This is a genomic window from Curtobacterium sp. L1-20 (genome assembly GCF_048755855.1).
Classification (GTDB): Bacteria; Actinomycetota; Actinomycetes; order Actinomycetales; family Microbacteriaceae; genus Curtobacterium.
This window is the reverse complement of record NZ_CP151473.1, coordinates 1,645,338-1,671,471: the sequence shown is the minus strand read 5'-3', so window position 1 is coordinate 1,671,471 and position 26,134 is coordinate 1,645,338. Positions and strand designations below refer to the sequence as shown.

Here is a 26,134-nt window from a genome sequence, read left to right as displayed (position 1 = left end):
GCTGGCCGCTGGCCGCTGGCCGCTGGCCGCTGGCCGAGTCTCGCGTCCGCGGACTCTTTCGCGACGTTGGGACCCGCGAAGTGTCCGCGGAGCCGAGACTCGGGCCGGGCGGCGACCGTGCCGACCGCGCCGGCCGCGAGCCGTCGCCGCGTCCGGGAGCGCGAACGGGTGTGCCCGGTCGTCGACGACGACCGGGCACACCCGTTGCACTCGCTCCGCGCGAGCAGGCGCGACGCGCTACGAGCCCGCGGGCTCCTTCTGCCCGTCAGCCGGGGTGTCCCCCGAGATGATCGGGATCTCGCTCGTCGAGAACTCCTTCGCCCAGTCAGACTGCGCGAGGTCCGACGTGGGGTCGTTGTAGTCCTCGATGACGCCGGCGACCTCGTCCTCGGAGCCGACCGTCGGGCCGGAACCCATGAGCGGCGTGGACGCCGTCTCCTTCGTGAAGTACACGGCGACGAGGCCGATCACGGCGGCCAGCATGAGGTAGAACGCCGGGATGTCCTCGGCCCAGCCGAGCCCGGCGTCCTTCGCGGCGTTGATGAGCGCGGAGGTGGCGAGCGGCGTGGTCCCGCCGAAGAGCGACACCGACACGTTGAACGCGATCGCGAGGGCGCCGTACCGGATGATCGTCGGGAAGAGTGCCGGGAGCGTCGAGGGCATCGTCGAGGTGAAGGTCACGAGGACCACGCCGAGGATGAGCAGACCGGCGAAGACGCCGACACCGGTCCCCGACTGGACGAGCTTGAGCGCCGGCCACGACAGCAGGATGAACCCGATGCAGCCCGCGGCGAGCACGGGGCGCCGGCCGAAGCGGTCGGACAGGCGGCCACCGAAGGTGATGACGACCATCATGAGGAGCATCACGACGACGATCAGGATCAGGCCGAACGTGGCGTTCTGGCCGAGGTTCTGCTCGAGGTAGGTCGGCATGTACGACAGGAGCATGTAGTCGGTCACGTTGAACACGAGGACCAGACCGATGCAGATGATGAGCGAGCGCCAGTTCTCGGCGAAGAGCTTGAGGAACGGCGTCTTCTGCGACTCGCGCTCGGCGGCCTGCTCCTGCTGCTTCTGGAAGGCCGGGGTCTCCTCGAGCTTCAGCCGCAGGTACAGGCCGATGAGGCCGAGCGGGCCCGCGATGATGAACGGGATGCGCCAGCCCCAGCTGAGGAGGGCGTCCTCGGAGAGGCCGAACTGCAGGCCGGTGACGATCGAGGCGCCGAGCACGTAGCCGGCGAGGGTGCCGAACTCGAGCCACGACCCCATGAACCCGCGACGCTTGTCCGGCGAGTACTCGGCGATGAAGGTGGCAGCGCCGCCGTACTCACCACCGGTCGAGAAGCCCTGCACGAAGCGGGCCACGAGGAGCAGGACCGGCGCCCAGAAGCCGATGGAGTCGTACGACGGGATCAGGCCGATCATCAGCGTGCCGGCCGCCATCAGGATCATCGTCAGCGCGAGGACCTTCTGCCGACCGATCTTGTCGCCGATCGGGCCGAAGACCGCACCGCCGATCGGGCGCACGATGAACGCGGCCGCGAAGAAGCCGAACGTCGCGACGATGTTCGCCGCGGGGTCGCCCTGCGGCAGGAACACCTGCGAGATCGTCACGGTGAGGTAGGCGAAGATGCCGAAGTCGAACCACTCCATCGCGTTGCCGAGCGCGGCGGCGGCGACGGCACGCTTGAGCAGCGACTCCTCGACGACGGTGACGTCGTCCTCGGTGAGCTTGCGGCGAGCGCGCTTGGCCTGGGCCTTGCTCCGCACGGGCTTGACGGGATGTCCCCCGTGGGACTCCGTCGGGTTGTTCGTGGGCAAATCGTCCTCCGGTAGTGCTGAGTCTTTCCTTCGGGCATCCGACGGACGGCGACGCTGCAGTACGCGAGCGCAGGGACCGCCCGCCGAACAAACTCCGACAGCCTAGCAGGTGGAGCGCTCCCTCGGAATACCAGATGCGACGCAACCGGTTGCGGACGCCTTCCACCGCCGCCGCCTGTCGCCCCGGAACCGGTACCCTGGGACAACCCGCGCAGCACGCGTGGGTGGAACCGCGCAGCACGCGCGCACACTCAGGCACCTCATCACGGACTCGGTGCCGCACACAGCGATCGAAAGGCCCCGCCATGACGAAGCCCATGCCCGAGAAGCCCACCGTGGACGGTCTCGAAGACGTCTGGGGGCCCGTGTGGGAGCAGGACGGCACCTACCGCTTCGACCGCTCCGCCGCCGGCGAGCGCAGCAACGTGTACTCGATCGACACCCCGCCGCCCACCGCGTCCGGGTCGCTGCACATCGGCCACGTGTTCTCGTACACGCACACCGACCTCAAGGCCCGCTACGAGCGCATGCGCGGCAAGCACGTCTTCTACCCGATGGGCTGGGACGACAACGGCCTGCCGACCGAGCGTCGCGTGCAGAACTACTACGGCGTCCGCTGCGACCCGCAGCTCCCCTACGACGCGACCTTCGTGCCGCCGTTCGAGGGCGGCGACGGCAAGTCGAGCAAGGCCGCCGACCAGATCCCGGTGTCGCGCCGCAACTTCATCGAACTGTGCGAGCGCCTGACCGTGCAGGACGAGCAGCAGTTCGAGCACCTCTTCCGCACGCTGGGCCTCTCGGTGGACTGGACGCAGTCGTACCGGACCATCGACGACACCTCCCGCGCCAGCGCCCAGCGCGCCTTCCTCCGGAACCTCGAGCGCGGCGAGGCGTACCAGGCCGACGCCCCGACGCTGTGGGACGTCACGTTCCGCACGGCGGTCGCCCAGGCCGAGCTCGAGGACAAGGAGATGCCCGGCGCGTACCACGGCATCGCCTTCCACAAGACCGACGGCACGGGTGACGTCGTCATCCAGACCACCCGCCCCGAACTGCTCCCGGCGTGCGTCGCCCTCGTCGCGCACCCCGACGACGAGCGCTTCCAGGACCTCTTCGGCACGTCCGTCCGCTCCCCCCTCTTCGACGTCGAGGTCCCGGTGCTCGCCCACCACCTCGCCCAGCAGGACAAGGGCGCCGGCATCGCGATGGTCTGCACGTTCGGTGACACCACCGACGTCGTGTGGTGGCGCGAGCTGCAGCTGCCGAACCGCGCGATCATCGGCTTCGACGGCCGGGTCCGCTCCGACGAGCCCGCCTGGATCGAGTCCGAGGGCGGCAGGGCCCTCTACGCAGAGATGGCGGGCAAGACCGTGTTCTCGGCGAAGAAGGTCGTCGTCGACGCCCTCACCGAGTCGGGTGACCTGGTCGGCGACGTGAAGACGATCAACCACCCGGTGAAGTTCTTCGAGAAGGGCGACAAGCCGCTCGAGATCGTCTCCACCCGCCAGTGGTACATCGTGAACGGCGCGCGCGACGAGCAGCTCAAGGCGACGCTCAGGCAGCGCGGCGACGAGATCGCGTTCCACCCGGACTTCATGCGCGTGCGCTACGACAACTGGGTCGGCGGCCTCTCCGGCGACTGGCTCATCTCGCGCCAGCGCTTCTTCGGCGTGCCCCTGCCGGTCTGGTACCCGCTCGACGGCGACGGCAACCCGGTGTTCGACCAGCCGATCGTCCCGACCGAGGCGCAGCTGCCCGTCGACCCGGCGTCCGAGGCGGCCCCCGGCTACGACGAGGCCCAGCGCGGCGTCCCCGGCGGCTTCCAGGGTGAGCTCGACGTGATGGACACCTGGGCGACCTCGTCCCTCACCCCGCAGCTCGCGGGCAAGTGGGAGACCGACCCGGCCCTCTACGACCTCGTCTACCCGTACGACGTCCGCCCGCAGGCGCAGGACATCATCCGCACGTGGCTCTTCACGACGGTGCTCCGCAGCCAGCTCGAGGCCGACACCGTGCCGTGGAAGCACGCGAGCATCTCCGGCTTCATCGTGGACCCGGACCGCAAGAAGATGTCGAAGTCGAAGGGCAACGTCGTCACGCCGCTGTCGATCCTCGAGCAGCACGGCGCCGACGCGGTCCGCTACTGGGCGGCCTCGTCGAAGCTCGGCACGGACGCGGCCTTCGACCCGCAGAACCCGAAGCAGATCAAGGTCGGCCGTCGTCTGGCGATCAAGGTCCTCAACGCGGCGAAGTTCGTGTACGGCTTCCCGCTGCCCGAGGGCGCGACCAGCGTCACGGAACCCCTGGACGTCGACATGCTGGCGGAGCTCGGCTCGGTCATCGAGCAGGCCACGACGGCGTTCGACGGGTTCGACCACGCGCGTGCCCTCGAGGTCACGGAGCGCTTCTTCTGGACGTTCTGCGACGACTACCTCGAGCTCGTCAAGGAGCGTGCCTACGGCACCGCGACCGAGTCGACGCACGAGACCCAGGCGAGCGCGGTCCTCGCGCTCCGCGCCGCGATCGACGCGCTCCTGCGCCTCCTCGCGCCGTTCCTGCCGTTCGCGACCGAGGAAGTGTGGGCCTGGACCCACGAGACCAGCGTGCACCGCGCCTCCTGGCCGACCGTCGCCGAGCTGCCCACCCAGGCCGAGCCGACGGGGCTGCTCGGCGCCGTGGGGCAGGCGCTCATCGGGATCCGCGGCGCGAAGACCGCCGCGAAGGCGTCCCAGAAGACACCGGTGACGCGTGCCGTCGTCGCCGCCCCGGCCGAGACGCGCACGCTCATCGAGCGCGCCGCGGTCGACCTGGCGGCGGTCGGCCGCATCGAGAACTTGTCGTTCGCGGACGGCGCGGAGCTCGCGGTGACCGAGATCGAACTGGCGGAACAGCAGGCGTAGGGTCGGCCGTCGGGCCGGGTCGCGGGACCCGGGCTGTCACCACCGGACAGGAGGCACGGATGCAGTTGGGCAGACGCTGGAACGTGGGCACGGACGCGCCCGGGCAACTCCCCGAGGCGATGGTCGTCGCCGTGCGCGAGGTCGAGGACGAGCTCGTGTCCGAGTCCGTCGACACGACCGGGTGGGGCTGGACCCTGACCTTCCTCGAGGGCAAGCCGATGGTCGCGCTCGACGACGGCACCTCGATCCACCTCGACGACGCGGGCCACGCCCAGGTGACGAACCCGGACGACGCCGCCGAAGAGGACTGAGCGCACGACGACGGTCACCCCGGACCGCGGGATCTCGCGGTTCGGGGTGACCGTCGTTCGGCGTCGTCCGGGGATCAGGACCGGGCGAGCCAGCCGAGCAGGACCTCGTTCACCTCGGCGGTGTGCGTCGTGAGCAGGCCGTGCGGCGCCCCCTCGATCTCGACGTACGCAGCGTGCGGCAGGGCCTTCGTGAAGCGGCGGCCGGTGGCGTCGATCGGCAGGATGTTGTCCGCGGTGCCGTGCACGATCAGCGCCGGGACGGTGACCTTCGGGATGTCCTGACGGAAGTCGGTCGGCCAGGTCAGCGGGGCGGCGGCCGAGGCGATCGCGCCCGAGCCGGCGGCGACGTTCCAGGCGTTCCGGACCTGCTCCTCGGAGATCCGGGCGCCCAGGTTCTCCGACAGGTTGAAGAAGTCCTGGTAGAAGTTCGTGAAGTACGCGTACCGGTCCTTCTCGACGTCGGCGGCGATGCCCTCGAAGAACGACATCGGGCCGGCGCCGTCGGGGTTGTCGTCGGTGATCGCGAGGAACGGCTCGAGCGAGGCCAGGAACGCGACCCGGGCGATGCGGTCCTCGCCGTGGCGGCCGATGTACCGGGCGATCTCGCCGGTCCCCATCGAGAAGCCGACGAGGATCACGTCGTGGAGGTCGAGGGTCTCGAGCACGGTGTGGAGGTCGTCCGCGAAGGTGTCGTAGTCGTACCCGGTGGACGGCTGCGACGACTGCCCGAAGCCACGACGGTCGTAGGTGATCACGCGGTAGCCGGCGTCGAGGAGCGGCGGGACCTGCCCCTCCCACGAGTTCCCATCGAGCGGGAAGCCGTGGATCAGCACGATCGGCTGACCGGTCCCCTTGTCCTCGTAGTGCAGTTCGATGTCGACGCTGTTCTCGGTCCCGACGGTGATGGCACCCATGGTCGTTCCTTCCCTGAACCTCGCGGAGAACGGTCGTTCTCCGTCGATGTGGCCTACACTAGAGAACGGCCGTTCCCAGCGCAAGTCCGGATCGTGGACCCGCGGTGGACGGCGAACAGGGAACGGGGAACGTCATGGCGAGCAGCACGCTTCCGAGCGGCACGGTCGAGCCCGACGTGCGCGCGCGCATCGTCGACGTCGCCGACCGGCTGTTCTACGCACGCGGCATCCAGTCCGTCGGCATGGACGAGATCCGTACCGGTGCCGGCGTCTCGCTGAAGAAGCTCTACGCGGCGTTCGCGGGCAAGGAACAACTCATCGCCGCCGTGCTCGACGGACGCCACGACTACTGGGAGCAGGGTGTGCACGGCGCCGTCGACGCCGCGACGACGCCACGGGACAAGCTCCTCGCGATGTACGACTTCCTCGAGTCGTGGTTCGGCGACGAGACCTTCCGCGGCTGTGGCTTCATCAACGCCTTCGGCGAGCTCGGCGCCACCTCCCCCGTGATCGCCGAGATCGCACGGGAGCACAAGGACTCCTTCCAGCGCTTCGTGCAGGGCCTCACGGCCGACGCGGTCGACGACACCGCCCTGGCCGAGGAACTCGCTGCCCAGCTCGCCCTCCTGGCCGAAGGTGCACAGACCACGGCGGCGATCGCCGGCAGCACGGCTCCCGCCGTGCACGCGCGTCGCGCAGCCGAGACCCTGATCGACGCCGCGACGCGCGTCTGAGTCGCGACCCGGCGGCGGACGGGAGGCGCGGTGCACGCCCGCACCGCGCCCGGCGTCCGTAGGGTGGTGGGATGGCAACCCCGTTCGACGAACCGAGCACCCTCCCCTACGCCCTCCCGCCGTTCCGCGACGTGCGGCTCGAGCACCACCGACCCGCCTTCGAAGCGGGCATGGCCGAACAGCGTGCCGATGTCGAGGCGATCGCCGCCTCCACCGACGCCCCGACGTTCGAGAACACGCTCGTCGCGCTCGAGCGCACCGGGCAGCGACTCGCCCGCGTCAGCCACGTCTTCTCCACCCTGTCGTCGGCGGACTCGACGCCGGAGCTGCACGACCTCGAGGCCGAGGTCTCCCCGCTCCTCGCCGCACACCGTGACGCGATCACCCTCGACAGCCGGTTGTACGCACGGGTCCGCGCGGTCCGCGACGGACTCGGCGACCGCACCGACCTCACCGACGAGGACCGCCGTCTGGTCGAGCGCACGTACACCGAGATGACCTTGGCGGGTGCCGGGCTCGACGACGCCGGCAAGGAACGCCTCACCGCGATCAACCAGGAGCTGTCGACGCTCACGACGACCTTCGAGCGGAACCTGCTCGAGGACACCAACGACCTCGCCGTCCACGTCACCGACGAGGCCGAGCTGGACGGCCTCGACGACGGTGCGAAGTCCGCCGCCGCCGGCGCTGCGAGCGACCGCGGGCTCGACGGCTGGCTCATCACGTTGCCGCTCTACACCGGACACCCGTGGCTCGCGTCCCTGGCCGACCGGAGCCTGCGGGAGCGGATCATGCGCGCCTCCCTGTCCCGCGGTCGTCGGGGCAACGAGCACGACAACCGCGACGTACTGCTGCGCATCGTCCGACTGCGGGCGGAACGTGCCGAGCTCCTCGGGTTCCCGAACCACGCCGCCGTCGTCACCGCCGACGAGACCGCCGGCACGCCCGAGGCCGTCGACGGCCTGCTGTCGTCGCTCGTCCCGGCCGCCGCCGCGAACGCGGACGACGAGCGGGCGGTGCGCTCCCGCGTCGTCGGGTTCGACGTCGAGGCGTGGGACTGGGCGTACGCCACCGAGCTCCTGCGCGGTGAGCAGTTCGCCGCGGACAGCTCCGCGCTGCGCCCGTACTTCGAGGCGGACCGGGTCCTGCACGACGGTGTCTTCCACGCCGCCGGTGCGCTCTACGGCCTGACGTTCACCGAACGTCCCGACCTCCACGGCTACAACGACGAGGTCCGGGTCTTCGAGGTCACCGGCGAGGGCGGGGAACAGGTGGGCCTGTACCTCCTCGACCTCTACACACGCGACGGCAAGCGCGGCGGTGCCTGGATGCACCCCGTCGTGGAGCAGTCGCACCTGCTCGGCACGCTGCCCGTCGTCGTCAACAACCTCAACGTCGCCAAGCCCGCCGAAGGGTCGCCGACGCTCCTCATCCAGGACGAGGTCGAGACGCTGTTCCACGAGTTCGGGCACGCGCTGCACGGCCTCATCGCCCGGACGACCTACCCGCGGTTCTCCGGCACGAACGTCGAGCGCGACTTCGTGGAGTTCCCGTCGCAGGTCAACGAGATGTGGGTGTCGTGGCCGTCGGTCCTGGCGAACTACGCCAAGCACCACGAGACCGGTGAACCGCTGCCGCCGGAGCTCGTCCTCGGCCTGAGCGACTCCGCCGGGTTCAACGAGGGCTTCGGCACGACCGAGTACCTCGCGGCGGCGCTGCTCGACCAGGCGTGGCACCGGCTGTCGGCCGCCGACGCCGCCGCGGTGACCGACGTCGAGGCGTTCGAGCGTGCCGCGCTGGAATCCGCCGGGATCGCCGTCGAGGCGGTTCCGCCCCGCTACTCGTCGACCTACTTCGCGCACACGTTCTCGGGCGGGTACGACGCCGGGTACTACGGGTACATCTGGTCCGAGGTGCTCGACGCGGACACCGTGGAGTGGTTCCGCGACAACGGCGGGCTGTCCCGCGCGGCCGGGGCGCGCTTCGCGGAGCGACTGCTCGGGGTCGGCGGATCGAAGGACCCGCTCGAGGCCTACCGCGACTTCCGCGGGCGGGACGCCGAGGTCGGGCCGCTGCTGCGCCGCCGCGGACTCGAGTAACGCTCGCGCCGCCCGACGACGAAGGGCCCGCGCCGGACACGGCGCGGGCCCTTCGATGACTCCGACCTACGCCGACTTCTCCACGCGCTTCGCCCGCGGACGCGGCACGATCGTCGGCGCGGCGTTCTCGAGCACGGACTCGCGGGTGATCACGACCCGGGCGACGTCGTCCTCGGAGGGGACGTCGAACATCACCGGACCGAGCACTTCTTCGAGGATGGCGCGGAGACCGCGCGCACCGGTCTGCCGCAGGACGGCGAGGTCGGCGATCGCCTCGAGCGCGCCCTGGTCGAACTCGAGCTCGACGCCGTCGATCTGGAACATCCGCTGGTACTGCTTCACCAGGGCGTTCTTCGGCTCGGTCAGGATCCGCATGAGGGCTTCCTGGTCGAGCTGCGACACCGTGGTCACGACGGGGAGACGACCGATGAACTCCGGGATGAGCCCGAACTTGTGGAGGTCCTCCGGCAGGACGTCGGCGTACAGGTCCTGCTGGTCGAGCGGGCTGTGCAGCGGGGCGCCGAAGCCGATCCCGCGCTTGCCGACGCGGGAGGACACGATGTCCTCGAGCCCGGCGAACGCCCCGGCCACGATGAACAGCACGTTCGTCGTGTCGATCTGGATGAACTCCTGGTGCGGGTGCTTCCGACCGCCCTGCGGCGGCACCGAGGCCACCGTGCCCTCGAGGATCTTGAGCAGCGCCTGCTGCACGCCCTCACCGGAGACGTCACGCGTGATCGACGGGTTCTCCGCCTTGCGCGCGATCTTGTCGACCTCGTCGATGTAGATGATGCCGGTCTCGGCACGCTTCACGTCGTAGTCGGCGGCCTGGATGAGCTTGAGGAGGATGTTCTCGACGTCCTCGCCGACGTAGCCGGCCTCGGTCAGGGCCGTGGCGTCGGCGACCGCGAACGGGACGTTCAGGCGCTTCGCCAGGGTCTGCGCGAGGTAGGTCTTGCCACAGCCGGTCGGGCCGATGAGCAGGATGTTCGACTTCGCGATCTCGACGTCGTCGCGGTCTTCCGCCGCGGTGATCTGCCCCTGCGCGCGGATGCGCTTGTAGTGGTTGTAGACGGCCACGGCCAGGGAGCGCTTCGCCGGGTCCTGCCCGATGACGTACTCCTGCAGGAAGTCGAAGATCTCGCGCGGCTTGGGCAGCTCGAAGTCACCGCTGGCGGTGTCCTCGCCGGCTTCGGCCAGCCGTTCCTCGATGATCTCGTTGCACAGCTCGACGCACTCGTCGCAGATGTACACCCCGGGTCCGGCGATGAGCTGCTGGACCTGCTTCTGGCTCTTGCCGCAGAAGGAGCACTTGAGCAGGTCAGCGCTCTCTCCGATGCGTGCCATGTCGGTGCCCTCCCTGGTTGACCGCGGCAGGCCGATGACCTGCCCGACTGTGGACGAGCCTAATCGCAACCGGCGACACCGGCTGCGACGCCGAGCCGCTTTCGGCCAGCGCGTTCGCCGACGGCGTTCGATGCTGCTACCGTGTCCTCGGCTCCTCTACAACTTGTAGAAACTCGACCGCCTCCCCGCTCCGGAAGGAACCCCATGTCCAAGCGCCTCGCCGTCGTCGGCACCGCGACCCTCGGCGTCACCGCTGCCATCGTCCTCGGGACCGCCGCGACGGCCAGCGCGCACGTCTCGGCCACCGCGACGTCGACCGCCGCCGACTCCTACACGACGGCGACGTTCTCGGTCCCGCACGGCTGCGACGGCTCCCCGACGACGAAGCTCCGGTTCCAGGTGCCGGAGTCGGTCATCGAGGTCACCCCCACCGTGAACCCGAACTGGACCATCGCGAAGACGACGGCGAAGTACACCAGCCCGTCCGCCAGCGCCGACGACGAGTCCTCCGAGGACGCCGGCGAGCGGGTGACGAGCGTCACCTACACCGCGAAGACCCCGCTCCCCGCCGACGAGCGCGACACGTTCCAGCTGTCGTTCTCGCTGCCGGACGGCAAGCCCGGCGACCTCGTCGAGTTCCCGGTCCTGCAGACGTGCGAGCGTGGCAGCGTCGAGTGGAACCAGGAGCAGAAGGCAGGCGAGGCCGAGCCGGAGCACCCGGCCCCCTCGGTCACCCTGACCGCCGCCGAGGCGACGGACGACGACGGCGACCCGATCGCCGCCACCCCGACGGCCGAGACCGCCGGCTCGGACACCACGACGTCGACCGACCCCGACCTCGTCGGTCGGTTCCTCGGCCTCGGCGGCCTGGTGCTCGGCGCCGTCGCCCTGGTCGTGGCCGTCGCGGGCACGCGTCGTCGGAGCACCGGCAAGTGACCACGGGCGTCGAACGCCGCGCGGGCGTCCGGTCGCGGGCCTGGAGGCTCGTGGCCGGGTCCGCCGCGGCCCTCGCCGTGGTCGGCGGCGCGGTCCTCGGCGTCGCCGGTCCGGCCAGTGCGCACAACTACCTGGTCGCGTCGACCCCGAAGATCGACGGCACCCTGACCGCACTGCCGGACGCGTTCGAGATCACGACGAACGACAAGCTGCTCGACATCGGCGGCAGCGACTCCGGGTTCGCCTACCGGATCGTCGGCCCGGACGGGAAGTACTACGAGGACGGCTGCCTCTCCGTCGACGGTCCGTCGATGACCACGAAGGCGGCGCTCGGCGACTCCGGCGAGTACACCGTCGAGTGGCAGATCATCTCCGCCGACGGCCACACCGTCTCCGACCAGTACACGTTCACGTGGGACGCGCCCGCCGGGTTCGAGCCGGCGACGGGCAGTGCGAAGCCTCCGGTCTGCGCCACGAGCCAGGACGACGGGGCGAAGGCGACGGACGACGGCACCACGGGCAGCGCCGCCGGCGGAGGCGACTCCACGGCGTCCGACGCGCTCTTCATCGGCGCCGGCGGGATCGTCCTCGTCGGCCTGGTCGTGGCCGTCCTCCTCCTGCTCCGCAAGCGCCCCGCGCCCGCGGCGGAGGACGCCGACACCGACGAGGACTGAGGCGGCGGGGCGGGCCCGCGCCGCGCCTCCAGGCCGTCCGCCGGAACCTGGTTCCGGACACAGCACCGCGGAGAACCACGGTGCCGTGTCCGGAACCAGGTTCCGCACGGCGACGGCGTTCCCCGCAGTGGACGACGACGAAGGCCCCGCACCGATCGGTGCGGGGCCTTCGTCGTGCGGGTCGTCGGTGTTACTTGACGAGTGCCGGCAGGTTCTTGCGGCTGGTGAGGACCTGGTCGATCAGGCCGTACTCCAGCGCCTCGGCAGCGGACATGATCTTGTCGCGCTCGATGTCGTTGTTGACCTGCTCCGGCGTGCGGTTCGAGTGCTTCGACAGCGTCTCCTCGAGCCAGGTGCGCATGCGGAGGATCTCCGCCGCCTGGATCTCGATGTCCGACGCCTGACCGCCACCCTGCTGGACGGCGGGCTGGTGGATGAGCACCCGGGCGTTCGGCAGCGCGAGGCGCTTGCCCGGCGTCCCGCCGGCCAGGAGCACCGACGCGGCCGACGCGGCCTGGCCGAGGCAGACCGTCTGGATCTGCGGACGGATGTACTGCATCGTGTCGTAGATCGCCGTCATCGCGGTGAACGAGCCACCGGGCGAGTTGATGTACATCACGATGTCGCGGTCCGGGTCCTGCGACTCGAGCACGAGCAGCTGGGCCATGACGTCGTCGGCCGACGCGTCGTCGACCTGCACACCGAGGAAGATGATCCGGTCCTCGAACAGCTTCGCGTACGGGTCCTGGCGCTTGTAGCCGTAGGCCGTGCGCTCTTCGAAGCTCGGCAGGATGTACCGATCAGTGGGGGCCGGGACGTTCTGCGCGCCACCGAGCATGGGGAGGTGCATTCTCGTTTCCTTCTCTTCGGTGGTCGGGTCAGGACTGGGCGTCGGGCTCGGCCGCATCGGTCTGGGTCTCGCCGTCGGCGACGGTGCCACCACCGCCGATGACCTCGGTCGAGGACGCACGGAGGTGGTCGACGAAGCCGTACTCGAGGGCTTCCTGCGCCGTGAACCAGTTGTCGCGGTCGTTGTCCTTGAGGATCTGCTCGATCGACTTGCCGGTCTGCTCCGCCGTGAGCTCGGCCATCCGCTGCTTCATGTCGAGGATGACCTTCGCCTGCGTCTGGATGTCGGCAGCGGTGCCGCCGAACCCACCGGACGGCTGGTGCAGCAGCACACGCGCGTTCGGGGTGATGTAGCGCTTGCCCGGCGTGCCGGACGAGAGCAGGAACTGCCCCATCGAGGCGGCGAGGCCGATGCCCACCGTGACGATGTCGTTCGGCACGAACTGCATCGTGTCGTAGATCGCCATGCCGGCGGTGATCGATCCACCGGGCGAGTTGATGTAGAGGTAGATGTCCTTCTCAGGGTCCTCGGCGGCGAGCATCAGCAGCTTGGCTGCGATCTCGTTCGAGTTGTCGTCGCGGACCTCGGAGCCGAGCCACACGATCCGGTCTCTCAGAAGGCGGTCAAAAACACTGGGGTTCAGTGTTGCTTCGGCCATGGAAAAGCTCCCGTTCAGTTGTCGCTTGATGTCGAACTTATCGGGTGCAACGCACCAGTTCTCGTCTGTTCGCTGTCGGCAATGCGGGTGGCCCGGAAACGGACGGGAGGCGCGGTGCCAGCTGGCACCGCGCCTCCCGTCGCGTCGTGTGGGGACGCCTACTCGGCGTCCTCCGCCGGGGACTGCGCGACACCCGCCGTGAAGGCGGAGAGGTCGACGTCGTCACCGTTGGTGTCCTTGACGGTCACCTTCGACAGGACGGTGGCGACCGCCTTCGAGCGGGCGACCTCGCCGACCATGCCGGGGATCTGACCGTTCTGGTCGATCACCTTGATGAACTCGCCCGGCTCCATGCCGTACTGCGCAGCAGCCTGGATGAGGTACTGGGTGAGCTCTTCCTGCGAGACCTGGATCTCTTCCTTCTCGGCGATCGAGTCGAGGAGGATCTGCGAACGGAAGGCCTTCTCGCTGGACTCCGAGACCTCCTTGCGGTGCTCGTCGTCCTCGAGGCGGTTCTCCTGCTCGAGGTGACGGTGCACCTCGTCCTCGATGAGCTTCTCCGAGATCGGGATGTTGACGTCCTCGATGAGCTTCTCGACGAGCTTGTCGCGGGCCGCGGCGCCCTGGCCGAAGGTCTTCGACTTCGCGATCTGCTCCTTGAGGTCCGCCTTGAGCTCGTCGATCGTGTCGAACTGGCTCGCGATCTGGGCGAACTCGTCGTCGGCCTCGGGGAGCTCGCGCTCCTTGACGGCGGTGACGGTCACGGCGATCTGCGCGGTCTCGCCCTCGCGGTCGCCGCCCACGAGCGTCGACTCGAAGGTGGTGGACTCGCCGGCGGTCAGGGACTCGAGCGCCTCGTCGATGCCCTCGAGCAGGTCGCCCGAACCGATCTCGTAGGAGACACCGGTGGCGGAGTCGACCTCGTCGTCACCGATCGTGGCGGTGAGGTCGATCTGCGCGAAGTCGCCGGTCTTGGCCGGGCGGTCGACGGTCACGAGCGTGCCGAAGCGGGTGCGCAGGTTCTGCAGCTCCTCCTCGATCTCGTCGTCGGAGACCTCGACAGCGTCGACCGTGAGCTCGTACTTGTCGTACTCGGGCAGGTCGAACTCGGGACGGACGTCCACCTCGAAGGTGAGGACGAGGTCGCCGGTGAAGTCCTTGACGTTCGGGAGCTCGGCGACGTCGGCCTCGGCACGGCCGAGGATGCGCAGCTCCTGCTCCTCCACCGCCTGGCGGTAGAAGTTGTCGATCGCGTCGCCGACGGCGTGGTTCAGGACCTCGCCACGGCCGACACGCTGGTCGACGATCGCCGGCGGGACCTTGCCCTTGCGGAAGCCGGGGATGTTGATCTGCTCGGCGATGTGCTTGTACGCGTGGTCGATGCTCGGCTTGAGATCGTCCGGCGTCACGTTCACGGTGAGCTTGACGCGGGTGTCGCTCACCTTGTCGACGGTGCTGGTGGCCAAGGGATGTTCTCCTGTTGGTTGACGTTCGTGTGGTCGGTGATTCTCGAGGACCTGGTCGGGGCGACAGGATTTGAACCTGCGACCTCCCGCTCCCAAAGCGGGCGCTCTACCAAGCTGAGCTACGCCCCGTCTGACTGGGCCAGGGTGTCCGCGCACGCCGAACGGGCGCACGCGACGCCGATGAGTCTAGCGGTCCCCGGGTGCTCGGTTCCCGGGAGCTTCGCCGTCGTCGTCAGCGGTGTCGTCCGCGCGCCGCCGCAGGCCCGCCCGCCACCGGACGCCGACCACGACCTGCACACCCAGGGCGGCCAGCCCGAGCACGATGCCGAGGACGATCCGCCAGACGTGCAGGAGCGCGTGGGCCGGCTGCGACTGGGGGTCGCCGAAGACCTCGGGGCGCAGGGAGAACACGACCGCGGCGAGCAGCAGGAACACGAAGGACAGCGCCCGGGACCGCTTGATCCGGCGGGCGTCGGCGTCGCTCGGCGGGAGCGTGACGAGAGGTGGCATGTCGGTTGTCGTTCGTCCGCTACGATGGTGGCGCTGCGATCTGGGATCGCGGTGCGGGGATGTAGCTCAATGGTAGAGCCCCAGTCTTCCAAACTGGCCACGCGGGTTCGATTCCCGTCATCCCCTCCATAGAAACCCCCGGTCATGCCGGGGGTTTCGTCGTTTCAGCAGTCAGAGTCCAGGTCGCCTCCCGGCTTCGTGACACTTTCGTGACGCGAGGATGACCGGTTCCGGGGCGCTCCTCTGTACACGAGGTATGGCAAGGACTCGCATGCGCTCAACGTTTGGTTCCGTAGACCAACTCCCGTCAGGCAAGTATCGGGGCCGCTTCCGGGACCCATCCGGCAAGCACCGGACCACAGGCACTCACAACACGGAGAAGGAAGCATGGATGGCGTTGGCGGCTGTCCAGACCGATCTCAACCGCCGACAGTGGGTGGACGAACGTAAGGGAGACATCACCTTGGAGGAGCACGCCAACGCTATCGCGGCACTCCGGAAGAACGAACTGGGTGTCGGAACCCAGAAGAACAACGCTGGCTACCTGCGTAATCAACTGCTGCCCCACTTCAAGAACAAGCGGCTCCGAGACATCACGATCCGGGACGTCGACACGTGGTGGGCTACCGTGCCGACGGGGGCGGTCAACCGGCGCAACGCCTACTTCTACCTTTCGTCGCTCATGCGGTACGCACTCCGGTACGGGTACATCCAGGCATCCCCGTGCCAGGTTGTCGCAGCCGGGAAGGACGTGGCGGAGCGCCGTCCCGCGTTCACCGAGGAGAACTTCCGCGCCGTGGTCGATCGGATGCCCGCCGACCTCCAAGTAGTGGCCTGGGTTATGTACGGGGCGCACCTCCGCATCGGCGAAGCGTGTGGGCTGGACTACCGCCACTACAACCCGATGACCGGGCAGGTGACCGTGGAGCAGCAGTACACGGACTCCGGAGGCCGCTCGCTCCGCAAGACGAAAACCGAGAACGTCAAGACCGTGACGCTCGGACCTACCGCCCGGACGCTCCTGAACGCCCATGTGAAGGAGCACCCCGGACTCCCACGTGCCCCCCTCTTCCGGGGACCACGCTCTCCACGTCTGAACCTGGCGACCTTCAGGCGCGAGTGGAACAAGGCGAGAGATGCCGCTGGGCTTCCCGAGTTCCACCCCCACGACGCTCGTCACACTGGCCTCACCAAGGTGGCGCAGAAGGGTGGTAGCACCCGCGAAGTAATGGCCAGGGGCGGTCACGCATCAGTTACCGCATCGCTGAGGTACCAGCACGCGACCCGAGATCGAGACGTCGTGCTCGCCGAAGCACTGGGATAGCCCTCCACGCACGGCACCGGCACGAACAAGAATTCTGCCTGCGACCTGGTGGACGTCAGCCCTGAACATCACAACCGTTGGCGCAGGTTCGAGGGCGCGGACACGCCCACCGGTTGCTTTCCTGCCCAGGAGTGTTCGCGCCCGACGAGTACTCCGCCAGGCGTTGAACAAGAATTCGAGCAGGCAAAATTCTTGTTTGACGAGCGCAATTCTTGTTTGCAAACTAAACTGAGACCCGGGACTCGCTCCTGCTACCCCGACGACATGCCTCCTCCCCTGAGGCTTGTCGCCGGGGTAATTCTGTCAAGCGGGTCAACTCGCCAGCATGAACGTGGCACATGCGGCAGACTTCCACCAGGGACTCGGGGAGGGGTTCATGGGTGACAGACAACCCGGAAAAAAGCATAGCCATTCCCAGGCTAAGGAGCCGAGCGACTTCACCTGGGGAAGCATGCCACCGGCACCACGGGAACCGGTCAAGGAGAAGCGACAGCGCACCTCGGCACTCGACGCGGATGGCGTCTTGCGACAGGGGACAGGACGAGTCCTTCGGAAAGAAGATTCGTGGCGGTCGCGCTTCTACAAACACTTGTGCAGCGCCGCTCTTGCCATCCTGAGTCGTCACGCCGTCCCCGAGTCCCCGCGCCGCGACCCAGTGACCCACCGCGTCGAGTGGAGGCCGCTCTGGCGGCTCATGTCCCTTGACGACCTGGTTGTGGCGCTTCGCGCGTACGCCACGGAGTTCGCTAGCCGTCACCTAGATCCGGAAGCGGCGAGCAGCCGCTGGGACGCGACTGTTCTCTGCCGAGCCGAGATGGACCGCGCCATCCAGAACGCCGCCGCCTTCGCGCTCGACCACTGGGATCCCACTGAGGCGGTTATCGCGCGACATCGGCATGAGCGCGCGGTGCGAGGCGGCAGAGCGCACGGTGCTCGCCGGCCGGACGTCACCGTCGAGATGGTCGCCGTCCACCTGGACGAAGTCAGACATCTCACGCTCGCGCAAGCCGCCGCCGAGATGGCCTCGTGGGCTTGGACCACGCCGACGGGGCGGCCGGTCCCGAAGGTTCATCCAGACACGATCCGCAGCAGGTTGGTCGAGTTGGGCTTTGAAGGCTCAGGGCGCACGCGGGTTCGACAACCCACTGTCCACTGGAGCGTGTTGGACGACATGGACGGGATGACAAACGAGCAGATTGCCGCCGAGATCGGGAGGAGTGTCAGAACGGTGATCCGCATGAAGAATGCTCGCCGAGCGGCGCGGGCTGACTCTAACTCAGCCCGCTCTTCTCGAATCAAGAATTGAACCGACCCTGGCGAAAAGCCCCCGGCGAAAAAGTGCGATAACCCTTCATTCCTGCTGAAACTGAACTATGATGTGTGGAGAGGTTTTGCACTGTGAGGAGTTTCTCTTGGCCGGACGACCGTGCTTCACTTGCACGCACCGACACAGCGAAGCGATCAACACTGCCCTACTGTCGGGAGAAAAAGTCAGCACTGTCGCGAGGCGGTACAACCTGCCAACAGACGCATTGTTCCGTCACATGCGTAACCACCTCGCAACGGCGCTGAGCGCCCACAACCTCGACCTCGTGACCGTACTGCCTGACCTCACTCGTCGTGTACTCGACGTGGCCAACGGCGCGGCCGAAGCCCGCGAGGAGGCCCTTCGCAAGGGCCAAACCGTCCAGGCTGTGCGCATCGGCGACGCAGAGATCCGAGCCATCGCCACGCTCACTCACCGTCTTGGGATCGATGACGAGGACGTGCTGGACCAACTGGACGCCTTCGCCGCGCTCGCGCAAGCCGTCGGTCAGGTCATCAGAACGAACCCCGAACTCGGATTCATCCTTGCTCGGCGACTTCGTGATCTGGAGGCACATGGACTTGCGGATGACGTCGAACAACATGCACACCGATCACGCGGAACGACAGAGTTGGAGAACGCATGACTGAGAAGGCCGGACGCGTAGAAGCGGGAGACCGCGTGCACCTCCTCGGGGCGTTGACCGTCATCTTCGAAGGAGGCCTATTTGGCCGCTCCGAAGTCCTGGGACGCGGAACGACACTCGCCCTGACTTCGACGCTGATCGAACTCAACCAGGACGGACGCAGCGGCCGATCCATTTTCGACCTCGCTCACGACAGAGACGAGCAGATCCGCCGTTGGGAGAAGGTTCGGCTCGCACCCGGCCCGTGGCCGGACGATCAGCCGACCTGGGTACACGGAGATCTAGCTTGGGCGGACGCGCGCGCCGTCGCGCTGGCGGACGCCTGGGACATCCGTGACGAGCGGAAGCGTGACGAAGCGCTCCGACATGTCCGACACGTTTATGGTTCCGCCCCCACCAGCAAGACTCTCCTGACGGGCCACCGTACGGGTTGAGCACGAAGCTCCGCGGTCCACATCTCTCCTTTGATACCGCGGTAGTGAGAGCGTGGCTGTTCGCCCGGTAGCCACCGCTCCACAACGAAACGCCCCCCGGAAGTCCAGAGCCGGGGGGCGTTTCTAATCCTGAGCCTCGTACTTGGGTGGGTCGTCCGGCATCGCGTGCAACTCATCGCCTTCGATTGCCTGGCCCGTGCGAACGTCGATCTGAGGTTCACCTCGATCGAAGCGCTTGACGTTTTCCTCCATTTGCGCCCAATACTTTTCCGGCTCGCGTCCATCCCACGCGCCGGACGTCATCGTGAGGTTGATCCTCCGGACGAGGTCGTTGATTTCATCGATGTCCCCGCCGTGAAGCACCTCGAACTGCTCGTTCACCCACGCGTACAGCTGCTTCATCGCGGCCGCATACTCTCTAACCGCTTGAGCAAGCGGCACACCGTCTGGAAACGAACCGATGTACGTCCTGGTTGTTGCGTTCCATCCGCTCCATGTGAGTAACGATGCTGCATCGAGTCGTATGTCAAGTTGGATCGTGTCGAATTCGGTATGTTCAGTCGGAAATTGAGCGTGCGTGTTAAAGGGAGCGCTTCCGACATGCAGGAGATAGTTCCGGAACTTCCGCAGGAACATCGAAGACGGCGCATCCGCTACAGCGGTGTTGCGCTTCTCGAAGTGCTCGGCGAACGCGGTTTCCGCGTACTTCGTCATGTGCCTGCGCGTGTGGTCCACGAGACTCGTGGCTGCCGCAAGCATGTTGTGTAGGCGCTGATCGAGTCCTGCCATGATTGCCACACGGCCGTCCGGCGGACGCACGTTTTGGATGAGTTCGATCTTCAATTCCTCCTCGTCCTCAAGCGCTTGCAGCAGGCCGAGCAACTCTCCGGTATTCAGCGACCAAACCCTTTGTGCGCGGCCCAGTTCTTGCCACTGTCGGCTCGCGATGTAGCCGGGGTGCTCCTTCAGCTCGCCCTGAAGTCGTTCGTACTGAGCCTCGCGATCCTCTGGCGTCAGGCTTTCGTAGATCTCGTCGTCCGGTGCGTGCCCAGTGCGGGTGGGTTCCGTCATGGCACCTTCCTAACGCAACTCACCCTGTCTCGGAAACGATCGCGCAGTGAGACGCCTGCGGTAGTGCTCAAGCGTGGTCGTCACGTGGTCTCAAAATCCGTGTTCGAAACGTTAACCGAAGGTCTGGTTTCTGAACACCAGTTATGAGACTCTCGATACATGAACTCACCGACGGTGATCGCTGGACGATTGATTGGGTACGCTCGAGTCTCGACGGCTGATCAGAACGAACAACTTCAGGTCGACGCGCTTCAAGCCGCGGGCGTGCGACGTCGCGACATCTTCGTCGACCACGGAGTCAGCGGTGCCAGATCCAGCAGGCCACAGCTCGACGCGATGCTCCTCAACCTTGAAGCAGGTGACGTCGTAGTCGTGTGGAAGCTGGACCGGCTCGGGCGCAGCTCGGGCAACACGATCATGCTTGTCGACGACCTTGCGCATCGCGGTGTGCACATCCGCACTCTGGATGGTCTAGACAGCACGACTACGACGGGCAGGGCGATGCTCGGCATGCTTGCAGTGTTCGCTGAGATGGAGCGCTCGTTCATGCAGGAGCGAACGAAGGCCGGGTTAGCCGCCGCACGGGCCGAGGGCCGTAAGGGTGGTCGCCCTCCGAAACTGGACGAGGTAGGAGTTCGTCAAGCCCGCCAACTCATTGTGGAGGGCCACTCGATGGCAGACACCGCGAAGCGGATGCACGTGAGCCGCGCCACTCTCTATCGCGCGTTGGGTCAGTAACGCCATGATCTGGTACGCGCGTGTGCGTCTCTAAAGGCGCGTAACCGGTCTCGACGGCACCCGCAGCATGTAACTGGATCTTGCTCAACTTGTGCCATGCTGAGCTGACCTAGGAGGGCGTCATGGCATTCGGATATCGGATTTTTCAGGTCGGGGTTGGGAAGAGGCAGAAGCCAGACGTCAGGTTCAACTTCGACAACGTGGGCCTACACTCGAACGGCGCACTGGGGTTGTTCGAAGAGGCCCTTCGGAGCTTGGTGGTGAGCGGGAACTCCGACGTTCACCGATCCACGTACTTCACAGTCGACTCCGCGCAAGCAGGCGGATGGCTCTTCCGAATCTCAGCTTCAGGAGGACAGTTCGGGCGGCCGAGACGGGTGCGTGACACGACCACTGGTGTGGAGCAAACACCTATCGACAGCAACCACGCAGTGCTTGACGACCTTCCGATGCTGCTTGTGGTCCCTGACCACGGGCAGCAAGGCCTCCTGGTCGCGGCTTGTGAAGGCCGGTCACACAACGCGTTCAACCTGCAACGCGTGATCGAGACCAAGCTCAAGGCCAAGAATCTCACGATGCCCCTCGTCAGCGATCTGGCAGACGCCGCAGCTTGGCAAGGGTTCCTCAACCAAACGGACATCGACGTCAGACACGTCGAGTTGGTCCAGTCAGCTCTGGACCCGACCCGCCCCACGTTCGGACAAGCCGCGAACGTGACGAGGGCAACCGTTCGGTTGACGATCGCCAACGCCGCGACGAAGGCGAACGTGCTGAGCCGCGTGAAAGCCAAGGTCCTCAACAACCGGCCCCTGAACCTGACCGGCGCGCTGGGGATGACTCTCAGCGACGGCGACTTCGATGACTACCGCGTCGTGTACGTCCAGAACGGACGTGAGAAGACGTTGTCAGTGGCTACGGACTATCCTCACTTTATCTACCCGCTTGATGGACCGACGGCTCCGACTGTCGATGACCTGCTTGCGGCGTCGGCTCCGGAGGTCGAACATCTGATGACAGAGATGGGGATCAACCATCCGACGAACTGGGCCGACGCCGGAGGCGCGCTTCGGTCGTTGTAGTTGCACGAGTGAGGAGCAACGTGAGCAAGGGCACGTACGACCTTCGTCCGCTCCTTCACGCGCAGTTCCTCCCTGCTGATTCGTCCCGTGGGCAGCGCGTCTGGTCCGTGTTGCTTCAGGTCGGTGCACCTCTGACCGCCGGGGCGGGCATGGTGCTTGCCGTCCTTCGAGGGCTTGACGTGGCAAACGGCGTCGGCGTCGCTCTACCAGCCGCTTCGTTGCTCGTCGGCGCGATGTTCGGCGCATTCGTCTTCTTGACGAACCTCCGCGTCAAGCTCGCTGAGTCCGCTACATACGCGTTCCGCGCCGACCTTCAGCGCCTGGTCGGCGCTGCTGCTGCATCGTGCCTCTACGTCGCCGTAGTCGCCATCGCTCTGGCGGTGATGCTCGCGCTAGTAGGCACGTTCCCATCCCTACGACAGCCGCTGATGGCCCCGTACGTCATCGGCGTTTTAGTCGCGGTGGGTCTTCACCTTGGGCTGAACCTGATCGCCACTGTTCGGCGCCTCTTCGTCATCTACCTGAACATGTTCGCCCCAGACTTCAACCCCCCGGTCGGCAGTCCTCACGTACGTACGCCGCATCGAACAAGTTCCCGCGGCAGTGCAGTGGGGAAGCGCTGAAAAGTCGCTCGGGATGGTGACGTCGTGACACCGGTGTGACACAAATCGGCTAGTGTGCGCATTGGACACCGACTGCTCAGATTTCGATTTGGCGCGGAGTTCCGCGGTATCACTGGGACTACCGTGGCGGGTCGCCCAGTCTTCCAAACTGGCCACGCGGGTTCGATTCCCGTCATCCCCTCCCTTGTGGCTACTGGGAAGTAGGCCCGTCCGGGCAACGAGCGCCCAGGCCGAACCTCTCCAAAAGCCCTCATAAGAGGTCGGAACGGCCCGATCACTCGCCAGGGGCCCGCCTCCTGCGCTCGCCATGCAGCTCAACCACCAGCGACGCGCGAGCGCGAGCGTAGCGGTACGTTCCGAGTGGAGCGGGCGCTCTTCGGGGTGCCAACTTGCCACTCGCCGTTCACCCGGCGGATGGACTGCCGGACTTCCACGTGCCCGGCCGCGCGGTCGACATCGCGGATACGCAGCCCCTGCGGCCCGAACGTGCCGGACGGTTGATCTGGACATCGGTCAGGACGGCCGCGGAACACGAATGGATTTCGGCGACGCCCGATACTGCTCGGTAGCCGCCCGGGACGATGGCGTACCCGAGCACCATCGGTGCGCACTCCGATCCTCAACAGTCCCGCGAGCAAGCGGATCGACACGCTGTACGGCCCTCGCCCTCAATCGGACGTGGGTCGAAGAGCTGATGTTGCGCGTTTCACATCGGATATGCCAGTCTCGGGCCACTACGAAGGGAATGCAATGAAGCACTCATTCACCGGTCTCGCGGCCGCGGTTCTGCTCGTCGGAGGCATGATCGGCGGCAACCCGTCGCACGCGACTGCCGAGGCCTCGATGACACGCGGACCATCTGACGTGGAGATCGTCGATGCTCTCGCGTACGGCGCTGGGAACCTTGCTCGGCAGCTCGGAACCGAGGTCGGCAGCGACACCCTGACGTCGGGCGATCTCGACGTTGAGGACTACCGGGCGAAGGCACACGCGGCCAGCAGGGAAGTGCTGGCAGCCGAGCGCGAACGACTCGACCCGGTCCTGTCGGATCTGCGGAGCGGGAACGTCTATCGAGCGCAAGAAGCATCGGAGGAGTTGGCGCAGATCGTCGTGGATCACACACGCCAGCAGATGAACGCCGAAGGTGTCGATCCTGCTGACCTTCCGTCGGCGGAGAGAAGCGGCCGGTGTGGTGTCGCGGTGGTGTGCGTGGCGTACGCGGCAGTCGGCTTGCACAACGCGGCGGTGGCAACGGCTGCGGCCGCGGTGGTCGTTTCGGTGGCTCTCTGGTGCGGAGCGTGGAAATGGTGCGGGAAGGCCGCGAGCGGTGATGAGAGCACCGCAGCGCGGGAGCGTCTCGCCGTTCAGATCGCCTCGACCATCCGTTGACTCGCGATGCCCACTCCGCAAGCTCAGGCACTTGCCCTGTGCGTGACCATCGTCACCATCACCGTGACCTGTGTGACGGCGATGGCTCTGCCCTCGGCTGATCATCTCGGACCCGAGACGAAGCGTGCTGTGAACGTGACACGGGACCTTCTCCCAGAGGGATGGTCCTTCTTCACGAAATCTCCGCGGGATGCGTTCGTGGTGGCGTACGACGCGGACGGTGATGAAATCGGGACCGCGCCGAACGCGCAGCCGAAGTGGGCGTTCGGCCTCAATCGAGCCTCACGGCTAGGCGGAATCGACGTCGACCGCGTGATCAGGAAGCTGGACAGTGATGCATGGCAGCACTGTGAGGTCGGCATGAGTGTGTCTGCATGCCGCAACAAGTCGGCCATCCGGGGTGTCCGGGTCACCGATCGGACGCACTCTCTGTGCGGCGAGATCACGCTGGCGCGGATGAAGCCCACCCCCTGGGCCTACCGCGGAACGCATTCTCCCGTGGAGAAGGTCGCGGTGGTGAGCATCCAGTGCAGATGAGCTACCGGGCACTGACCGCAGTTGTGCGTTCAGAATGGCAGAGCGGCGCATCGACCGGTCGGGCGCTCCTGCGCGCCGCGTCACATCTCATCGATCGGGTCTCGCCGTACAACTCGTCACTGGCCATCGCGCGCTCCCTGCTCGCACTGTCCACACTCCTCACGGTGCTCCTGACGCCGGGCGGGGCACTCTTCCTCACCAGTCCGGACAACCCAGACGGAATCGTGTGCCACGCGGTCGCGGCTCATTTGTCGTTGTTCTGCATGGCTGGCAGTGCCACACCCGTCACCGTCCTGATCGTGGTCGCCTTGATGCTCGCTGTCCTGAGCGGCTACTTGCCCGCCGTCACCGCGATCCCACACTGGTGGGTCGCTTGGAGCCTGAACATCGGTTCCCCTGTCCGTGATGGCGGAGACCAGGTCGCTGCTGTGCTCACCCTGCTGCTGGTCCCGCTGCTGCTCCTCGACTACCGACGCAATCACTGGGCTCCCGACCGGCGATGGGTGTCCCGGTCGTGGGGAACGCGAGGGACCGCTTGGGCCGTCTTGGTGATCGTCTGGGTCCAGGCGTCCGTGCTCTACGCCAACGCGGCGATCGCGAAGTTCGCTGTCGCCGAGTGGGCAAACGGCACGGCGCTCTGGTACTGGATCCAAGAGCCCAGCTTCCGACCCCCCGCACCATTCGTCTGGCTCGCCGAGACCGCACAGAGTTCGCTCGTCGGCGCGATCATCATCAACTACGGCGTACTGGCTCTCGAACTCTTCGCCGCAGCCCTGCTGTTCGTGCGACCGGGCGTCCGCAGGATCGCGCTCCCGATCATGCTCACGTTCCACCTCTGCATCGGCGTGATGTTCGGGCTCTGGTCGTTCTTCCTCTCCATGGCAGCGCTCCTGGTGCTCTATCTGCGAGTGCCACACAACGATCGGGCAGACCGGTGAGCATCCTCTCCTGGCAGCGTTTCAACATCGGCCTTCGCCTCCTCCTCAGCGGTGGCCCCATCCTGGTCTGCGCGTTCTCCGTAGCCGAGTTCCCGAAGACGAGCGGCTGGTGGATGCTCGGCATCGGAACCGGTGTGCTGCTCCTGACACTCGTCGTGCCGGCGGTCGGCATCATCGCAACGCGCAAGTCGGTGTGGCTCCTCGCCGTGCCGTTCTGGGCCGTCCGCATCAGGCTCGTCGAGATCACCTCCGTGGACACCGTGGACGTGCACCCCTTGGAGGAGTTCGGCGGATGGGGCATCAAGGGGTCGAGCCGCCGGAAGGGCTTGCTCCTCGCCGCGGACGGTCAGCGGGCCGTCCGGATCAGGATGAAGAACGGACGGTTGTTCCTTGCCACTTCCGGGGAGGCAGAGCATGCCGCCACCGCCATCGGTCTTGCTGCCGGCATCCCGTGATCACGGTGCGCCGAGCATGAGTGTCAAGTGCGGGACGTCACCCAGCTCGACACCCGCACGCCCACGCTCGGCAGCACGGAGCGGCACGAGGTACCCGCCGTCCTTCGGGAAGAGGGACGTCGTCCACCGCACCGCACCGATCGCGACTCCCGCAGGGACCACGCCCCACCCGTACGTCAGCTCGGAGGCGAGCTCGTGGATGAGGTCTGCGACGTCGTCTGGCACGACCACGTAGAAGAACGGCGCTGGGCCCCGCCATTCGATGACTTCACCGTCGAACTCGATCTCCACGCCGAGATCGTAGGCCGACGATCCACGAGGAGCGAGCAGCGGGACGGACGCACCCCGCGCCTCCCGGCCGGAGCCAGGAGACG

26 protein-coding genes and 3 tRNA genes are annotated in these 26,134 nt (G+C 67.0%); 19 read left to right on the top strand and 10 right to left on the bottom strand.

Features of this window, described 5'->3' with window-relative positions; genetic code table 11:
• Nucleotides 1-237: 237 nt before the first annotated feature.
• On the bottom strand, nt 238-1,770 hold the full coding sequence (gene proP / locus AAEP86_RS09470; RefSeq protein WP_420370290.1) for a glycine betaine/L-proline transporter ProP: 1,533 nt from the start codon (nt 1,768-1,770) through the stop codon (nt 238-240).
• Nucleotides 1,771-2,126: 356 nt separating this feature from the next.
• Here proP and valS point away from each other — a divergent pair, with 356 nt between their 5' ends.
• Together valS and AAEP86_RS09460 are read left to right on the top strand one after the other, a co-directional pair.
• Nucleotides 2,127-4,721, top strand: coding sequence for a valine--tRNA ligase (valS, locus tag AAEP86_RS09465; RefSeq protein ID WP_420370289.1), 2,595 nt, complete (start codon nt 2,127-2,129; stop codon nt 4,719-4,721).
• Nucleotides 4,722-4,780: 59 nt separating this feature from the next.
• A complete protein-coding gene (locus tag AAEP86_RS09460; RefSeq protein WP_420370288.1) occupies nt 4,781-5,032 on the top strand; it encodes a hypothetical protein in 252 nt (83 codons plus the stop codon).
• 74 nt (nt 5,033-5,106) lie between these two features.
• Here AAEP86_RS09460 and AAEP86_RS09455 read toward each other — a convergent pair whose 3' ends face one another.
• Nucleotides 5,107-5,946: an alpha/beta fold hydrolase gene (locus AAEP86_RS09455; RefSeq protein ID WP_420370287.1), complete on the bottom strand. Its 840-nt coding sequence runs from the start codon at nt 5,944-5,946 to the stop codon at nt 5,107-5,109.
• 134 nt (nt 5,947-6,080) lie between these two features.
• On the opposite strand from AAEP86_RS09455, the gene AAEP86_RS09450 reads away from it, so the two are divergent.
• Both AAEP86_RS09450 and AAEP86_RS09445 read left to right on the top strand, forming a co-directional pair.
• Nucleotides 6,081-6,680, top strand: a complete 600-nt coding sequence (locus AAEP86_RS09450) for a TetR/AcrR family transcriptional regulator (RefSeq protein ID WP_420370286.1) — start codon at nt 6,081-6,083, stop codon at nt 6,678-6,680.
• 71 nt (nt 6,681-6,751) lie between these two features.
• Nucleotides 6,752-8,779, top strand: coding sequence for a M3 family metallopeptidase (locus AAEP86_RS09445; protein WP_420370285.1), 2,028 nt, complete (start codon nt 6,752-6,754; stop codon nt 8,777-8,779).
• Between the two features lie 66 nt (nt 8,780-8,845).
• On the opposite strand, the gene clpX is transcribed toward AAEP86_RS09445, so the two are convergent.
• Nucleotides 8,846-10,126, bottom strand: coding sequence for an ATP-dependent Clp protease ATP-binding subunit ClpX (gene clpX, locus AAEP86_RS09440; protein WP_420370284.1), 1,281 nt, complete (start codon nt 10,124-10,126; stop codon nt 8,846-8,848).
• Nucleotides 10,127-10,330: 204 nt separating this feature from the next.
• Here clpX and AAEP86_RS09435 point away from each other — a divergent pair, with 204 nt between their 5' ends.
• Together AAEP86_RS09435 and AAEP86_RS09430 are read left to right on the top strand one after the other, a co-directional pair.
• Nucleotides 10,331-11,062: a YcnI family protein gene (locus AAEP86_RS09435; RefSeq protein WP_420370283.1), complete on the top strand. Its 732-nt coding sequence runs from the start codon at nt 10,331-10,333 to the stop codon at nt 11,060-11,062.
• On the top strand, nt 11,059-11,736 hold the full coding sequence (locus AAEP86_RS09430) for a copper resistance CopC family protein (protein WP_420370282.1): 678 nt from the start codon (nt 11,059-11,061) through the stop codon (nt 11,734-11,736). The genes AAEP86_RS09435 and AAEP86_RS09430 overlap by 4 nt, the downstream gene beginning before the upstream one ends.
• 190 nt (nt 11,737-11,926) lie before the next feature.
• Here AAEP86_RS09430 and AAEP86_RS09425 read toward each other — a convergent pair whose 3' ends face one another.
• The 5 genes from AAEP86_RS09425 to AAEP86_RS09405 form a co-directional block, all read right to left on the bottom strand.
• The gene (locus AAEP86_RS09425) at nt 11,927-12,586 is read right to left on the bottom strand and encodes an ATP-dependent Clp protease proteolytic subunit (protein ID WP_420370281.1); all 660 of its coding nucleotides are present in this window, start codon (nt 12,584-12,586) and stop codon (nt 11,927-11,929) included.
• 28 nt (nt 12,587-12,614) lie between these two features.
• Nucleotides 12,615-13,244 (bottom strand): ATP-dependent Clp protease proteolytic subunit, encoded by a 630-nt coding sequence (locus AAEP86_RS09420; RefSeq protein WP_420370280.1) that lies wholly within the window; start codon nt 13,242-13,244, stop codon nt 12,615-12,617.
• Between the two features lie 158 nt (nt 13,245-13,402).
• On the bottom strand, nt 13,403-14,710 hold the full coding sequence (gene tig, locus AAEP86_RS09415; RefSeq protein ID WP_420370279.1) for a trigger factor: 1,308 nt from the start codon (nt 14,708-14,710) through the stop codon (nt 13,403-13,405).
• Between the two features lie 52 nt (nt 14,711-14,762).
• Nucleotides 14,763-14,839 (bottom strand) — tRNA-Pro (locus tag AAEP86_RS09410).
• A 57-nt stretch (nt 14,840-14,896) separates the two neighbouring features.
• Nucleotides 14,897-15,220: a hypothetical protein gene (locus tag AAEP86_RS09405; RefSeq protein ID WP_420370278.1), complete on the bottom strand. Its 324-nt coding sequence runs from the start codon at nt 15,218-15,220 to the stop codon at nt 14,897-14,899.
• Nucleotides 15,221-15,275: 55 nt separating this feature from the next.
• Here AAEP86_RS09405 and AAEP86_RS09400 point away from each other — a divergent pair.
• The 5 genes from AAEP86_RS09400 to AAEP86_RS09380 all read left to right on the top strand — a co-directional run bounded on the left by AAEP86_RS09400 (nt 15,276) and on the right by AAEP86_RS09380 (nt 18,930).
• Nucleotides 15,276-15,349: transfer RNA gene (locus AAEP86_RS09400), tRNA-Gly, on the top strand.
• 262 nt (nt 15,350-15,611) lie between these two features.
• Nucleotides 15,612-16,544 (top strand): site-specific integrase, encoded by a 933-nt coding sequence (locus tag AAEP86_RS09395; RefSeq protein WP_420370277.1) that lies wholly within the window; start codon nt 15,612-15,614, stop codon nt 16,542-16,544.
• 325 nt (nt 16,545-16,869) lie between these two features.
• Nucleotides 16,870-17,850 (top strand): hypothetical protein, encoded by a 981-nt coding sequence (locus AAEP86_RS09390; protein WP_420370276.1) that lies wholly within the window; start codon nt 16,870-16,872, stop codon nt 17,848-17,850.
• A 238-nt stretch (nt 17,851-18,088) separates the two neighbouring features.
• The gene (locus AAEP86_RS09385) at nt 18,089-18,496 is read left to right on the top strand and encodes a hypothetical protein (protein ID WP_420370275.1); all 408 of its coding nucleotides are present in this window, start codon (nt 18,089-18,091) and stop codon (nt 18,494-18,496) included.
• Nucleotides 18,493-18,930 carry a hypothetical protein gene (locus tag AAEP86_RS09380; protein ID WP_420370274.1) on the top strand — a complete coding sequence of 146 codons (438 nt, stop codon included), beginning with the start codon at nt 18,493-18,495 and terminating at the stop codon, nt 18,928-18,930. The genes AAEP86_RS09385 and AAEP86_RS09380 overlap by 4 nt, the downstream gene beginning before the upstream one ends.
• Nucleotides 18,931-19,053: 123 nt before the next feature.
• Here AAEP86_RS09380 and AAEP86_RS09375 read toward each other — a convergent pair whose 3' ends face one another.
• Nucleotides 19,054-20,001, bottom strand: a complete 948-nt coding sequence (locus tag AAEP86_RS09375) for a hypothetical protein (RefSeq protein ID WP_420370273.1) — start codon at nt 19,999-20,001, stop codon at nt 19,054-19,056.
• 159 nt (nt 20,002-20,160) lie between these two features.
• Here AAEP86_RS09375 and AAEP86_RS09370 point away from each other — a divergent pair, with 159 nt between their 5' ends.
• The 8 genes from AAEP86_RS09370 to AAEP86_RS09335 all read left to right on the top strand — a co-directional run bounded on the left by AAEP86_RS09370 (nt 20,161) and on the right by AAEP86_RS09335 (nt 25,760).
• Nucleotides 20,161-20,739: a recombinase family protein gene (locus AAEP86_RS09370; protein WP_420370272.1), complete on the top strand. Its 579-nt coding sequence runs from the start codon at nt 20,161-20,163 to the stop codon at nt 20,737-20,739.
• A 122-nt stretch (nt 20,740-20,861) separates the two neighbouring features.
• Nucleotides 20,862-21,818, top strand: a complete 957-nt coding sequence (locus AAEP86_RS09365; protein WP_420370271.1) for a hypothetical protein — start codon at nt 20,862-20,864, stop codon at nt 21,816-21,818.
• Nucleotides 21,819-21,838: 20 nt separating this feature from the next.
• Entirely contained in the window at nt 21,839-22,441 is a 603-nt protein-coding gene (locus AAEP86_RS09360) for a hypothetical protein (protein WP_420370270.1), read from the top strand.
• Between the two features lie 114 nt (nt 22,442-22,555).
• Nucleotides 22,556-22,622, top strand: a tRNA-Gly gene (locus AAEP86_RS09355).
• Between the two features lie 569 nt (nt 22,623-23,191).
• On the top strand, nt 23,192-23,830 hold the full coding sequence (locus AAEP86_RS09350; protein ID WP_420370269.1) for a hypothetical protein: 639 nt from the start codon (nt 23,192-23,194) through the stop codon (nt 23,828-23,830).
• Between the two features lie 42 nt (nt 23,831-23,872).
• Nucleotides 23,873-24,367 carry an SdpA family antimicrobial peptide system protein gene (locus tag AAEP86_RS09345; RefSeq protein WP_420370268.1) on the top strand — a complete coding sequence of 165 codons (495 nt, stop codon included), beginning with the start codon at nt 23,873-23,875 and terminating at the stop codon, nt 24,365-24,367.
• Complete coding sequence (locus AAEP86_RS09340) at nt 24,364-25,305, top strand: sporulation-delaying protein SdpB family protein (RefSeq protein WP_420370267.1); 942 nt, start codon at nt 24,364-24,366, stop codon at nt 25,303-25,305. Before AAEP86_RS09345 ends, AAEP86_RS09340 begins: the two co-directional genes overlap by 4 nt.
• Nucleotides 25,302-25,760 (top strand): hypothetical protein, encoded by a 459-nt coding sequence (locus tag AAEP86_RS09335; RefSeq protein ID WP_420370266.1) that lies wholly within the window; start codon nt 25,302-25,304, stop codon nt 25,758-25,760. Before AAEP86_RS09340 ends, AAEP86_RS09335 begins: the two co-directional genes overlap by 4 nt.
• Here AAEP86_RS09335 and AAEP86_RS09330 read toward each other — a convergent pair whose 3' ends face one another.
• Nucleotides 25,761-26,051: a DUF1905 domain-containing protein gene (locus AAEP86_RS09330; RefSeq protein WP_420370265.1), complete on the bottom strand. Its 291-nt coding sequence runs from the start codon at nt 26,049-26,051 to the stop codon at nt 25,761-25,763.
• Between the last annotated feature and the right edge of the window lie 83 nt (nt 26,052-26,134).